Source organism: Rhizobium sp. PvP014 (genome assembly GCF_017876855.1).
Classification (GTDB): domain Bacteria; phylum Pseudomonadota; class Alphaproteobacteria; order Rhizobiales; family Rhizobiaceae; genus Neorhizobium; species Neorhizobium soli.
In genome coordinates, this window is the sequence record NZ_JAGIOT010000001.1 from 817,833 (window position 1) to 831,958 (window position 14,126).

Sequence of the window (14,126 nt, forward strand, 5' to 3'; positions counted from 1 at the left end):
CTCCATCCCCCCATTGCACCGTTACTCTTTGGTGGACCGGCTGAGCCTGCATTGACGGCGGTCAACGCAACGACTGCAGATGTCGAAGGGTCAGCGCGGGTGAAGAAAGACGCAATATGGACGCTGAAGCGCCTTCTTCAGCGCGTAGCGTGAGGATCGAAGGAGAGCGCAAGGATGTGCTTATCCATTCGCCCGATGAACCTGGAAGGCATGCCTGCTCGGAAATCAGGCGACGGTCTTCAACTGGTCCTCTGCCAACATCCGCTGCGCCACAAACGCCTGACCCGCAATGGCTCGACGATCAACGCCCCGTTGCATTGCGCTTTATCAATGAGAGCCGCACCATTCCGGGTGAAAGAGTTACCGGAGGCGAGCCACCGAGAACGACCGTTTTGAACACGCGGCCCCAAAGCCCAGCCATGCGTTCGCAGGACTACTGAATGATTGCCATTACAGCGCCGTGTCGAGCCGCGGGCTGCAAGAGGACGTGAAACAAGGACGCCTTTATGACGGACAAGCTTCTCCTCACCTTCAATGCCGGATCTTCATCCGTGAAAATCGGCATCTTCAGGGTGGACGGTGAAAGGCCTGAGCGGATCGGCAAAGCCGTGGTCGATTTTGCAAGCGACCCCGTGTCGCTGCATCTCAAGGAAGGTCCGGCGCAGTTCGAACTGTCGCTGGAAGGCGCTTCCGGCGACGATCTTGCCGGCCTGATGGACAAGGTGTTCGGGGAACTGAGTGCCCATTTCGATCTCGACGCCGTCACCTCCGCCGGTCACCGCATCGTCCATGGCGGCGACGTCTTCGACGGTCCCGTGGAACTGACGACCGCGACTGTTGCGAAGGTTCGGTCGTTGACGGCACTTGCGCCACTCCATCAGCCCCAGGCGCTGCGGATGATCGAAGCCGTCCGGCACCTGCGCCCTGATCTGTTCCAGACCGGCTCCTTCGATACGACTTTCCATGCGACACAGTCCGACCTCGTGCGGCGTCTCGCAATTCCGCGCGCCTATCATGACGAGGGCATCAAGCGGTACGGCTTCCATGGACTGTCCTATCGCTACGTCGCCGGTGCACTGGCCGCCAAGGCGCCCGGTATTGCGGACGGCAAGGTCATCATCGCCCATCTGGGCAGCGGCGCCAGCCTCTGCGCCATCGAAAACGGTCTCAGCCGCGATTCCAGCATGGGCTTTTCGACGCTGGACGGAATCCCGATGGCAACGCGACCCGGCTGGCTTGATCCCGGTGTGCTGCTGCATTTTCTGGGGCCGATCGGCAAGTCGGTCGAAGACGTGGAGGACATGCTCTACCACAAGTCCGGCCTGCTGGGTGTTTCAGGCCTTAGCGGCGATACGCGCGAGCTCCTGGAGAACGACAGTGAAGAAGCGCGGGAGGCAATCGATCTCTTCACGCTCCGGATCGCCGGCGAGGTCGGGAGGCTTGCATCCACGCTCGGTGGGCTCGACGGCCTCGTCTTCACCGCCGGCATTGGCGAGAACCAACCGGAGATCCGCAGGCGTATTGCAGACCAGCTTTTGTGGCTGGGCGTAGAGCTGGACGGTTCGGCCAATCAAAACAACGCGCCCACGATCAGCACCGCGGCAAGCCGCGTTGCCCTTCATGTCATCGCTACGGATGAAGAACAGATGATCGCAGAGGAGTGCCTGTCCGTTTTTCGCGCGAGGGAACATCCCGCCACCTGACGGCACCGCGGAGGCGTCGCTCCCAGTCACGACAGTAATTTTCGATCACTCGCCCTTTCAAAGGAGCAAGAAGATGCAGCTACGTAACAACCTGCCCGTCACGCCCGAAATCAGCACTGAGGAGCTGACGCTCATCGACCGCTATTGGCGGGCGGCAAACTATCTCTCCGTCGGGCAGATTTATCTTCTCGACAACCCACTGTTGAAGGAGCCCTTGAAGCCGGAGCATATCAAGGCACGGTTGCTCGGCCACTGGGGCACGACGCCCGGCCTCAACTTCATCTATGCGCATCTCAACCGGATGATCCGCAACCGCGATCTCAGCATGATCTATGTCTGCGGACCCGGCCATGGCGGTCCCGGCATGGTGGCGAGCACCTATCTCGAAGGCACCTATAGCGAAATCTATCCGGACATCTCCGAGGATGCCGAAGGTATGCGGAAACTGTTCCGGCAGTTTTCCTTCCCTGGCGGGATTCCGAGCCATGCGGCCCCGGAAACCCCGGGCTCGATCCATGAAGGCGGCGAACTCGGCTACGCTCTGGTGCATGCCTACGGCGCAGCCTTCGACAATCCCAACCTCATCGTCGCCTGCGTCGTCGGCGATGGCGAGGCAGAGACCGGACCGCTTTCCGCAAGCTGGCAGTCGAACAAGTTCCTGAACCCCGCCCGCGACGGTGCGGTGCTGCCGATCCTGCATCTGAACGGCTACAAGATCGCCAACCCAACGCTTCTCGGCCGCATGGCCGACGAAGACATCGAGCACCTTTTCCGCGGACACGGCTACGAACCGTTTTTCGTGGAGGGCCATGAGCCTGCCGATATGCACCGGCAGATGGCTGCGGCATTCGAGACGGTTTTCGATCGCATCCGCACGATACAGGCCGAAGCCCGCGACGGTACGGTGTCGGAAGGCTTCCCACGCTGGCCGATGATCGTGTTTCGCAGCCCCAAGGGCTGGACGGGACCAAAGGAAGTCGACGGCAAGAAGGTCGAAGGTTTCTGGCGCGCGCACCAGGTGCCGGTCTCCGGCTGCCGCGAGGACGACGGGCATCGCAAGGTCCTCGAGGACTGGATGCGGAGCTACAATCCGGACGATCTGTTCGACGCCAACGGCCGGCTGAAAGAGGAATTGCGGGCGCTTTCGCCCGGCGGCGAACGCCGCATGGGTGCCAACCCGCACGCCAATGGCGGCCTTTTGCGCAAGGAACTCATCGTCCCCGACATCCGCGACTACGCGGTGCCCGTAAAGACGCGGGGCGCCGACATGGTGCAGACGACGGAGATCCTCGGGAAGTATCTGCGCGACGTAATGAAGCGCAACGACGCGAATTCGAACTTCCGCATCTTTGGTCCGGACGAAACGGAATCGAACCGGCTCGGCAATGTCTTTGAGGTCACCGACCGCGTCTGGATGGAGAAGATCGAGCCCTACGACGTGCATCTGTCCCGCGACGGCCGAGTGATGGAGGTGCTTTCAGAGCATCTTTGCCAGGGCTGGCTGGAAGGTTATCTGTTGACCGGCAGGCATGGCCTCTTCTCCTGCTACGAGGCCTTCATCCACATCATCGATTCGATGTTCAACCAGCACGCCAAGTGGCTGAAAGTGTCGAGTGAACTGCCATGGCGCAAGCCCGTCTCCTCGCTCAACTACCTGCTCACCTCGCATGTCTGGCGGCAGGACCATAACGGCTTTTCCCACCAGGACCCGGGCTTCCTCGATCTCGTTGCCAACAAGAAGGCGGATATCGTGCGCATCTACCTGCCGCCGGATGCCAATACTCTGTTGTGGATCGGCGACCACTGCCTGAAGACCTGGGACCGCGTCAACGTGATCGTTGCCGGCAAGCAACCTGAACCGCAATGGCTGACCATGGACGAAGCGATCCGGCATTGCGAGGCCGGCATCGGCATCTGGGACTGGGCTGGCAACGAGGACGGTGCGGTCGAACCCGACGTGGTGATGGCCTGCGCCGGTGACGTGCCGACGCTCGAGACGCTGGCGGCGGTTTGCCTGCTGCGGGACGCGATCCCGGAACTCAGCATCCGCGTCGTCAATGTCGTCGACCTGCTCGCCCTGCAATCGCAGGACCAGCATCCCCATGGTCTCTCAGACGAGATGTTCGATCGTCTGTTCACCACCGACAGGCCGGTGATCTTCGCCTATCACGGTTACCCCTACCTCATCCACCGGCTGACCTACAAACGCACCAACCACCAGAACATCCATGTTCGAGGCTTCATCGAAGAAGGCACGACGACAACTCCATTCGACATGACGGTGCTGAACGAACTCGATCGCTTCCATCTCGCGATCGAGGCGATCGAACGCGTACCCGGTTTGAAGGACAAGGCAGGCAGCGTGATCGCGATGCTTGAGGACAAGCTGGCGGAACACACACGCTATGTCCGCGAACATGGCGAGGACATGCCGGAAATTCGCGACTGGAAATGGAAAACCTCCAAGACGGTTGGATAAAAGGCCGGACATCAAACGAAGCAGCCCGACCTATCACGCTCGGGCTGCTTTGAGCGGAAGCACCAAGTCCGCTTGACCACGATCAATGCCCTTTCCTGCGAGTGGAAGAATATCCGGTCTCACACTTAAAACTCGGGGACACGATGACGACATTCTCATTTGAGCAGCGGGAGCAGCGCGAGACGAAGTTCAAGGCGATCCTCCTCCAACGACAGCAGTATCTGCAAACGCGCCTCGAAAAAATCGAGCATGACTTTGAACAACCTCGTAATCGCGACGACGACGATCGTGCGGTCGAACGCAACAACGACGAGGTTCTGGATGAGCTCGGCGAGGCGGGGCAAACGGAGCTGCTGGCGATCGAGGCCGCCCTTCACCGGGTAAAGGAAGGCACTTTCGGTATCTGCGCCAAATGCGGCAATGCCATCAGCGACCAACGTCTCGACGTCGTCCCGCACACGCCGTTCTGCCAATCCTGCGCACACGCGCTTCAGCATCTCTAGACAGCCCTATGGCGGCGTTACGGGCGACGGCGTGAATTCCGGCGGTGGCTGCGTCTCGGGCGCCTTGCGTTGCGCAAGATCAAAGGTCTCCAGCATCGCATCTGTCAAAGTGAACAAAAGCTGCGAGAGGATTGTTTGATGTTGGTAAGGAACTTCATGACACAGAGGCCGATCTGCGTGTCGGCGAACACGAGTATCAAACATGCGATCCAGCTGATGCTCGATCACAAGGTCAGCGGTCTGCCGGTGATCAGCGACGATGGTCAAGTCGTCGGGATGCTGACGGAAGGCGATCTCTTGAGTCGGAGCGTCTTCAATCTCGGCCCGCAGTCTCCACCGAAAGACCCTGACGATAGTTTCTTCGAAAATTACGTGCGAGCGCACGGCACCACCGTGGCAGATTCCATGACAAAGGACGTTATCTCCGTCTCGCCACAACAATCGCTTGCGGATGTTGCAGCGCTTGTCAGGACGCATGGTATCAAACGGTTGCCCGTTCTTCAGTCGGAAAGGCTCGTGGGGATCATCAGTCGGAGCGATATCATACGGGCCGTGACTGCAAACCGCGATGCGGTGGCAAAAGGAGATCTCGCGTTGCGGCTTGCAGTTTTGACGCGGCTGCGCTCGGAGCTCGGCCTCGAGCCAGAGAGACTTACAGTTGAGGTCAGGAATTCGATCGTCGAAATCTTCGGCCCTGTCCCCTCGCCTGCGCAAAGGCGTGCCATGCAAGTCGTGGCAGAAAGCGTTGCTGGTGTAGCCGGCCTGATTTTCGAAACCAACTGCGTTGAGACACTGGACCACTGACGCGACGTTCGCCCTTTCTGACGCCTTTCGGTTGTCCACATAGGCGGCGCAGGCCGCGACCGCCCCTCAAAACGAAGACGATCATGCGCGAGCGATTTCGTACGGTCCGTCCTGCGCAGGCACTGTTCGGCTTAAAATCCTGGAGGTGAGACTGGCATTTCCGGTAGTCCGACAACCAGAATCTGATCGATCACCTTGGTGACACCCAGAGTGTTCTCAGCCGCGACCCGCGCAGCCGTCTTTTCGCGTGCATCCAGTACCCTGCCTTCCAGTGTGACCACAGTCGCGTCGACGGCCACCGTGATGGTGTCACCCCAGCGTTGCCGGTCATATTCAGCCTCAAGTCCGGCTTTGATATCCGCATCGATCCGATCGACGGCGGACGCTGACATCTGTCGGATCAGGGTGCGCATGATGTCGGCTCGCGTGACGATGCCGACAAGCTTTTCATTTTCGACAACCGGCAGGCGTTTGATGCCGCGATCGCCCATCAGGTTCGCGGCATCTTCGACGGTTATCCATGGCTCGACCGTGATCGCCGGCGAGGACATGACTTCGCTCACCTCTTTCCCGAAAGCTTTCGCGTAATCCTCCGCCAACGCACCGCATGACAAAAACAGCCTACGCCATATCCCGGGCGAAGCCTGCGACCGAAGCTCCCCGCGTCGCAGGAAATCGCTTTCACTGATCACGCCCAGCACCTGCTCGTCATTATCGATTACCGGCAGACCGCTGAAGCCGCAATCCAACATGGTGTTGGCCGCCTCCCAGATCTTGGCGTCTGGGTGAACAGAAATCGGATCTGCCGTCATGATTGATCGCACGGTCTGCATGGTCTTTTCTCCCTCGTTGTCGGGAGGTTAAACCCGCGGCTCGGGCCGTCCTTGATCTTCATCAACGATCACCGCTTCGAGCGCCCCAGTCCGGGCAACGCGTGTGCGAAGAGGCCGGTCTGAAGATAATGGACCTGTTCGGTCTCCCGAAAGCGCTTTCGTACCCATCGATTGACAAAGATCATCGCCATCTCTTCCGAGGCTTCTAGGCTTGCTTCATCCAAAACCTCTGAAATGGATGGAGCCAACCATGTCGTTCAAAACTATTCTTGCTGTCGTCGGTGAACACGGCGCCAACGCCGATATTGCCAAGGCCATCGAGCTGACAATTGAGTCAGACGCGCATCTTTCGATCATGGTCATCGGCACGGCGTTGCAGCCGATCACGTCCGACTATCCCGTGGGGACCGCCTGGCTTGAGCAACGGCAGGAAGAGATAAAGGCGCTGGTCAACGTCAAGACGGCCGCCGAGGCGCTGTGCAGCCAGAGCGCCATTTCCTTTGATATCGATCACTTTTACGACGACAACTTCATTCTTCAGAGCAATATCGGCGTGCGCGCCATGTATGCCGACCTCGTCATTCTCGGCAACAGCGTCCGGCGCGAAAGAGGGTTGCGACGTCTGGTGGTCTCAGCTGCAGCCTTTGACGCCCGCACGCCGATCCTGCTGATCCCTTCCAAGGGCAACATCACTTTTCCGCCCAAAAATGTTCTTCTCGCCTGGAATTCCAGAGCGGAATCCGCAACAGCCGCCAAGGATGCACTGGATATTCTGAAACGAGCCGATGCCGTGCATGTCGTTCTCGTCGATCCGGATGGTGCCTACTTCAAAAACGGGGGCGAGCCTGGCGCAGACGTTGCCGCATTTCTCTCGCGACATGGCATCAAGGTTGTCGTCGAACAACTGGCGAGCGGCGGCCGAGCAACCGAGGACATTCTCACGCAGCATGCATTGGAAACCGGCTGCGACATGATCGTCATGGGAGCCTACGGCCATTCGCGGCTGCATGAACGTATCTTCGGCGGTGTGACGGCTACCTTGCTGGAATCTTCGGATTTTCCGATATTCATGGCCCGATGAGCGGCTGTCACGCACAGTCTTCGAACCTTAGGGGCATCGGCTGCGGTCGGGCCTCTCGTTCCGTCCGGCGCGTTGACGGCCTCATGGCCGTCGCGCGCCCGATGGTTCTCGTGGTTCAGGGCTTGGTCCGTCCAGCACGTTCCCGCGTCGCTGACCCGGTCGATCCTATACAAATCGTCTCGGCGGCAACCGGGGTGGGAATACCGCACTCTAAGATTGCAATCCTGATCATGCGGTCGGTCCCTGGTAGCGGATCCCGGTGACGGTCCCCTGCCTCATCAACAAGCGCTTGAAGACGAGGATGACTATGCCCCTGGAACACTGGCTCCGGCCGTTACGGCCCCTTCTCGTCGCGGCCCCGATCTTCGGGCTGACAATAGGATTGATCGCCTGGCACGGCGGATTTCAGGATCTCTATGTCACATCGCTGGCGCTTGCGACCGGCCTCGTCATGGTCGCCCTCGTTGCCCAGATCATCGCGCGCATTGGCGCCGGTGAAATCGGTCTGGATGTCATCGCGCTTCTCTCAATGGGCGGAGCCCTTCTTTTTGGCGAATACCTTGCGGCGACGATCGTGGCCTTGATGTATTCCGGCGGTCAATATCTCGAGAATGTCGCCGAGGGCAGAGCCCGACGGGAGATGACCGCGCTTCTTTCGCGTGCACCTCATGTGGCAACGAGGCGCCGTGAAAGCCAGATGGAGGAAGTGTCGGTCGATTCCATAGCAGTTGGCGACTGTCTTGTTGTTCGGCGTGGCGATCTGGTGCCGGTCGACGGCACCGTGAACGACGGGGAGGCTGTTCTTGACGAGTCCGCACTGACAGGCGAACCGCTGCCTGCCAAGAAACGCCCGGGCGATATCGTCATGAGCGGGGCCGCCAATGTCGGTGACCTCTTTAATATGACCGCCACAAAAGCAGCCTCCGACAGTACCTATGCGGGCATCTTGAAGCTTGTTGAGGCGGCCCAGCAGAGCAAGGCGCCGATGGCCCGCATGGCAGACCGGTACGCGTTGGTCTTCCTGACCGTCACAATCGCAATCGCTTTGCTAGCTTGGTGGATTTCCGGGGATCCTGTCAGGTCCGTCGCTGTCCTCGTGGTCGCAACACCCTGCCCACTCATCCTCGCCGTACCGATCGCTTGGGCTGCTGGTGTCTCAAGGGCGGCAAGCTCCGGTCTTCTGATCAAGGGGGCAAAAATCCTTGAAGAGCTAAGCATGATCCGGACGCTGGTGCTCGACAAGACAGGGACGCTGACCGATGGCAGACCGACCCTGCGAGAAATTTCTACATCTTGGGCAGAGGACGAGTTTCTGCGGCTCGTCGCTTCGCTCGATCAAGCATCGAGCCACGTGGCAGCCAAGGGGCTGGTTGATGCAGCGCATGCCCGGAACTTGAGCCTTGTTTCGCCGGAACAGGTGAGCGAGGAACCCGGCGAAGGAATTGCTGGGACGGTTGGCGACAGAAAGGTTGCCATCGGTGGCATCAACTTCATCGCCTCGGCCTACGGCGTTGAAATCAACGACGCACACACACCGGGAACCATCGCCGCAGCGGTCGCGATCGACGGGAAATTTGCCGGCATCTTGTTGTTTTCGGATCAACTGAGGGCGGGAGCTGCTTCGGCGTTGAACGGTTTCAAGGCAATTGGGGTAACGCGGATCATTCTGGCCACGGGCGACCGCGCGATTGTCGCACGCCAAATCACCGCCGGCCTGCCTTTCGATGAGGTCAGAGCCGACCTCTCGCCAGGCCAAAAGATCGACATCGTCAAGGATGAAAAGACACGCGCGCCGGTGATGATGATCGGCGATGGCGTGAATGACGCGCCTGCCCTTGCTGCAGCGAATATCGGACTTGCCATGGGTGCGCATGGCTCAGCTGCCGCCATCGAGTCGGCCGATGCGGTTCTGTTGGTGGAGAGGCTCGACAGGATTGTGGAGGGCATCGCGATTGCGCACGCCTGTCGACGGATCGCGCTACAGAGTATTTTTGCGGGCATCGGTCTGTCGGTTGGCGCGATGATCCTCGCCGCAGCGGGGTATTTGACGCCGGTGCAAGGTGCACTGTTTCAGGAAATCATCGATATCGCCGTCATTCTCAACGCCCTGCGTGCCCTGAGAATCCGACCTTCCGCCTCGCGTATGTCATAACGCGATTGGCGTCGCGCCTGTCTATTCTACCGCCACTGCTGGGTTTGGCTTGGATCGACGACCCGATCTACAGAGGCGGCAGTTCTCAGCTGCTCTCACCTTCAATCAGATCCATGGGCCATACCAAACGTTTGACGGCATTAGGGTAGTGCAGCTTGTATTCCGGCATGACAGACAACAGACCCTCGGCAAGGCTTATGCCGAGATCGCGAAGAGAAAGACTGAAGCAGGTTAGGCTTGGTTTGAGAAACTGGGCCTGCGGGCTCTGCCGCCCGATGATGGCGATGTCCTTGCCGGGCATCAGCCCGACCTCTTCCAGCCCACGGTAGAGCCCGGTCACCAACGTCTCGTTGACAAGGACAACAGCCGTCGGACGGGTTTCGCAGTCCATGATCTGACGAGCCACGCCATAGCCACCCGTTTCGCTCGGCGTGGCACGAAAAATGTGCTCCGGCGAAAGCGACAGATTGTGCCGGGCAAGAACCTCCTGGGATCGGTGAACGAACAGATGGCCGAGGTTCAGATCACCATTCGGCCAGATCAGGCCGATGTGCCGGTGACCGCTTTTCACAAGCCGCTCGATGGCGACCTCTGCCATGCCCTCGAAATCCAGATCGATCCAAGGCTGGCCGACATCGGTCTGGCTTCGCCCCAAGGTGATGAAGGGAATATTGTGGCGAGCGAGCAGTTCGAAACGCGCATCGTGGAGACGGGTGGCAGAGAGAATGACAGCATCCGCGAAGCCACGCGCGACGACGCGCTGAAGATAGGCGTCCGGGTCTTGGTCGGATGAACACAGCAGTGCGACGAGATCGAGCTTGTGACGGGCAAGGACGGTTTGCACGCCGTCAAAGACACTCATAAAGAACGTGTCGCCCTGGCCGGTAATTTCGGGTCCCGTCTGCATCATGAAGCCGATGACGCCTGTCGACCCCTTGCGCAGAGAACGCCCCGACTGGTTGGCGACATAGCCCAGTCTAGTGGCCGCTTCGAGAACCCGGCGCCGCGTCTCTTCATTCACGTCCGCCTTTCCGTTCAAGGCGCGGGACACAGTTCCTATTGATATATCTAGATAATTTGCCAGCTGGCGAATGCCCTTCATGAACTGCCTTTCCGCGGACCCGAATGCGTCGCCCAAAACAATATTGACAAATTCTGGCTCCTGTCCATACTACCGTAAACGTTTACGGAAAATCGGAAGAGGAGTTTCGATTTCCGTAAGGAGGAGGATACCAGTGACATACAATGCTGTTTTGTGTGGATGCGGAGCTATGGCCAAAGGCTGGCTCCGGGCGGTGCGGGACACGCCCCACATCAAAGATGCCATAGAAATCGTTGGCCTCGTTGATCTCGACCGAGCGACAGCTGAGGCGCTTGCAACCGAATTCAATCTTCAACAAGCGGTTATCGGGACGGATCTGGAAGTTGTTCTCGCGGAGACCAGGCCAGACATCCTGTTGGATGTCGTCATCCCCAACGCTCGCCATTCGGTGGTCAGCGCCGGCCTCGCCCATGGCTGCCACGTCTTAAGCGAAAAGCCGATGGCAACCTCCATGGAGGAAGCGCAGGATCTGCGCCGTGCCGCCAGCGCAGCGGGTCGTATTCATGCCGTCGTTCAGAACCGACGTTTCATTGCAGGCGTCCGCCGCATGCGTCGTCTGGTCGAAAGCGGCGCGATCGGTGAGGTCACGGGCATTCATTCCGATTTCTTCCTCGGCCCACATTTCGGTGGCTTTCGAGAAGAGATGGAGAATGTCCTGCTCCTCGACATGGCGATCCATACGTTTGATGCAGCGCGTTTCGTGTCCGGCAAGGCGCCCCTCTCGGTCTATTGCGTTGAAACCAATCCGGCCGGCTCATGGTACGCCCATGGCGCTGCGGCCAATGCGATTTTCCGCTTCTCGGACGATGTGGTCTTTACCTATCGAGGTTCCTGGTGTGCCGAAGGCGAGCGCACCAGCTGGGAAAGCGCGTGGCGCATTGTCGGCTCGAAAGGCATGCTGACCTGGGATGGCGAAGACACGTTTAGGGCTGCAGTTGCCGGGAACGATCCCGGCCTCCTCCCGGGCTTTACGTCAATTGACGTGCCTGCCCCTGCCAGAGACGAGGAAACCCACGGCCACGCCAGCGTGATCGCCGATTTCCTCGATGCCATCAGCACCGGGCGCGAACCCGAAACAGTCAACCACGACAATATCAAAAGCCTGGCCATGGTGCTTGGCGCCATCGAAAGCGCCAAGTCGGGCCAATCCGTCGACATTTCAGCATAGGGACCGTGACATTGATCAACCAGCAGGAAAAATCCATTCGCATCGGCACCATGGTCAGCGCCTCGAAGGGGCAGGCTGCAGGACGCATTTCGCAGATCGCCGACATGGGGTTTGAAAGTTTCGAGCCCTTTTTCTGGCAGACGACCAATGGTCAGGACATTGCCGAGCTCGGCAAGCGCTGCCGCGAGGCGATTGGAGATCGCGACATTACGATGTCGACACTTGGCATGTTCGGTAACCCGCTCGAAGAGACCGACATGGACCTTCAGACGTTGCAGGGTTGGAAGGATTGCATCGACAACGCCCACCATTTTGGAGCGACGTGCGTTGCCGGCTTTACCGGCCGCATCCGCAACAAGCCCCTGCCCGACAGCCTTCCACGTTACAAGCAGATTTGGAGTGAGCTCGCCAAGCGGGCGGCGGACAAGGGTGTGAAAATCGCTTTTGAGAACTGCGCCATGGACGGCAACTGGGCGACGGGCGACTGGAATATCGCTCACAATCCGGATGCCTGGGAGCTGATGTTCAACGAGACCCCCGATGACAATATCGGGCTTGAATGGGAACCCTGCCATCAGATGGTCTATCTCATCGACCCACTGCCGCAGATCCGCAAATGGGCTTCGAAGATCTTTCACGTCCACGGCAAGGATGCGACCATTCGGTGGGACGTCATTCGCGAACATGGCATTTTCGGCAAACATCCGTTCGTCTTGATGCGCACACCCGGTTTCGGCGACAGCAACTGGACGGACATCATCTCCGAGCTGCGACTGGCGGGCTGGTCCGGCTCCATCGACATCGAAGGCTGGCACGACCCGGTCTATCGGGATGGACTGGAGATGACCGGACAGGTTCACGGTCTCAATCACCTGAAACAGGCGCGCGGCGGCGATTTCGTCGTCGACCCGGTTTAGATCGTTCAATGTTGGCGCGGCAAGGAGGAGGCCGCGCCGCGCGAAAGTGCATTCCGGAGAACCACAAAGGAGGACAATATGGGTATCCGAACATATACGATCGCCATCGCTACGGCGTTTGCAGCAACTGCATCGCTCTTTGCGCTCAGCGCTCAGGCAGAAGACGTCAAGCTGACGCTATGGTCGCTCGACCGCGACATTCAGCCCGCCCCCAGTCTCATCAAGGAATTCAACGCCCAGAAGAACGGCATCCAGATCGAATATCGCCAGATTCAGTTCGACGATGTGGTCAGCGAGGCGATGCGAGCCTATTCGACCGGTAAAGCACCTGACATTATCGCAATCGACAACCCAAATCATGCCATGTTTGCGTCCCGCAAGGCATTTCTGGACCTTACCGACATGATTGCCGGTTCAAGCACGATCAAACCGGAAAACTACTTCCCCGGCCCGCTCGCCTCCGCCACCTGGGACGGAAAATATTACGGCGTGCCGAAAGCGACGAATACGATCGCGCTTTACTACAACAAGGATCTGTTCAAAGCCGCGGGCCTCGATCCGGAAAAGCCGCCGCAGACCTGGGACGAGTTGCTCGAGACCGCCAAGAAGCTGACCGACCCATCCAAGAATGTTTACGGCATCACCTTCTCGGCCAAAGCCAATGAGGAAGGCACGTTCCAGTTCCTGCCCTGGGCACAGATGGGCGGCGCCACCTACAAGTCCATCAACAGTGATGGGGCTGTCCGGGCGCTGACGATCTGGAAGCAATTGCTCGACGGCAAAATGACATCTCCCGACACATTGACGCGCAGCCAGTGGGATTCCACGGCAACCTTCAATGCGGGCAATGCGGCGATGGCGATATCCGGACCTTGGGAAATCGACCGCATGGTGACCGATGCCAAGTTTGACTGGGGAACCGCGCTCTTGCCGGTGCCGCAGGAAGGTGCCGAGCGCTCTTCCGCTATGGGCGACTACAACTGAGCGATTTTCTCCAATACCAAACATCCGGAAGAGGCGTTCAAGGCGCTTGAGTTTTTCGCCTCCAAAGACGTCACCATGTACAAGGATTTCGGCCAGATCCCTGCCCGTTCCGACCTGCCGATCCCGCCGACCGGAAATGCGCTCAAGGATGCGGCCCTCAAGACCTTCGTGGAACAGCTGAAATATGCCAAGCCACGCGGCCCTTCGCCAGAATGGCCGAAGATTTCCAAGGCAATTCAGGATGCCGTCCAGGCGGCGCTGACCGGACAGATGGAGCCTAAGGCCGCGCTCGATCAGGCTGCAGAGAAGATCAAGCTTATCGAAGGCTGAGGCAGGACTGCCTTTCTCAGGAGCCGAGGGCACTCGTGCCATCCACCTTTTCCTCCCGGAAGGAGCTGTC

10 protein-coding genes and 1 pseudogene are annotated in these 14,126 nt (G+C 59.2%); 9 read left to right on the forward strand and 2 right to left on the reverse strand.

Annotated features, from left to right (window positions below; translation table 11 throughout):
• The first annotated feature begins 506 nt into the window (after positions 1–506).
• From J3A65_RS03705 to J3A65_RS03720, 4 genes are all read left to right on the forward strand, one after another.
• Positions 507–1,703, forward strand: a complete 1,197-nt coding sequence (locus J3A65_RS03705) for an acetate/propionate family kinase (RefSeq protein ID WP_209899516.1) — start codon at positions 507–509, stop codon at positions 1,701–1,703.
• A gap of 73 nt (positions 1,704–1,776) precedes the next feature.
• The gene (locus J3A65_RS03710; protein ID WP_209899519.1) at positions 1,777–4,182 is read left to right on the forward strand and encodes a phosphoketolase family protein; all 2,406 of its coding nucleotides are present in this window, start codon (positions 1,777–1,779) and stop codon (positions 4,180–4,182) included.
• A 143-nt stretch (positions 4,183–4,325) separates the two neighbouring features.
• On the forward strand, positions 4,326–4,685 hold the full coding sequence (locus J3A65_RS03715) for a TraR/DksA C4-type zinc finger protein (protein ID WP_092662907.1): 360 nt from the start codon (positions 4,326–4,328) through the stop codon (positions 4,683–4,685).
• Between the two features lie 69 nt (positions 4,686–4,754).
• Positions 4,755–5,489: a CBS domain-containing protein gene (locus J3A65_RS03720; RefSeq protein WP_209899522.1), complete on the forward strand. Its 735-nt coding sequence runs from the start codon at positions 4,755–4,757 to the stop codon at positions 5,487–5,489.
• A gap of 131 nt (positions 5,490–5,620) precedes the next feature.
• Here J3A65_RS03720 and J3A65_RS03725 read toward each other — a convergent pair whose 3' ends face one another.
• Positions 5,621–6,301, reverse strand: coding sequence for a CBS domain-containing protein (locus J3A65_RS03725; protein WP_209899526.1), 681 nt, complete (start codon positions 6,299–6,301; stop codon positions 5,621–5,623).
• 271 nt (positions 6,302–6,572) lie between these two features.
• On the opposite strand from J3A65_RS03725, the gene J3A65_RS03730 reads away from it, so the two are divergent.
• Together J3A65_RS03730 and J3A65_RS03735 are read left to right on the forward strand one after the other, a co-directional pair.
• Positions 6,573–7,403, forward strand: coding sequence for a universal stress protein (locus tag J3A65_RS03730; RefSeq protein WP_092662899.1), 831 nt, complete (start codon positions 6,573–6,575; stop codon positions 7,401–7,403).
• A gap of 301 nt (positions 7,404–7,704) precedes the next feature.
• On the forward strand, positions 7,705–9,555 hold the full coding sequence (locus J3A65_RS03735; RefSeq protein WP_245341431.1) for a heavy metal translocating P-type ATPase: 1,851 nt from the start codon (positions 7,705–7,707) through the stop codon (positions 9,553–9,555).
• An 85-nt stretch (positions 9,556–9,640) separates the two neighbouring features.
• Here the strand turns inward: J3A65_RS03735 and J3A65_RS03740 are convergent, their stop codons facing one another.
• Entirely contained in the window at positions 9,641–10,657 is a 1,017-nt protein-coding gene (locus tag J3A65_RS03740; RefSeq protein ID WP_209899529.1) for a LacI family DNA-binding transcriptional regulator, read from the reverse strand.
• A 133-nt stretch (positions 10,658–10,790) separates the two neighbouring features.
• Between J3A65_RS03740 and J3A65_RS03745 the strand changes: the two genes are divergently transcribed.
• The 3 genes and pseudogenes from J3A65_RS03745 (at position 10,791) to J3A65_RS03755 (ending at position 14,056) form a co-directional block, all read left to right on the forward strand.
• Positions 10,791–11,825: a Gfo/Idh/MocA family oxidoreductase gene (locus tag J3A65_RS03745; protein WP_062459951.1), complete on the forward strand. Its 1,035-nt coding sequence runs from the start codon at positions 10,791–10,793 to the stop codon at positions 11,823–11,825.
• 14 nt (positions 11,826–11,839) lie between these two features.
• Complete coding sequence (locus tag J3A65_RS03750) at positions 11,840–12,742, forward strand: sugar phosphate isomerase/epimerase (RefSeq protein ID WP_062460509.1); 903 nt, start codon at positions 11,840–11,842, stop codon at positions 12,740–12,742.
• A gap of 78 nt (positions 12,743–12,820) precedes the next feature.
• Positions 12,821–14,056, forward strand: a pseudogene (locus J3A65_RS03755) (sugar ABC transporter substrate-binding protein).
• The last annotated feature ends 70 nt before the right edge of the window (positions 14,057–14,126 follow it).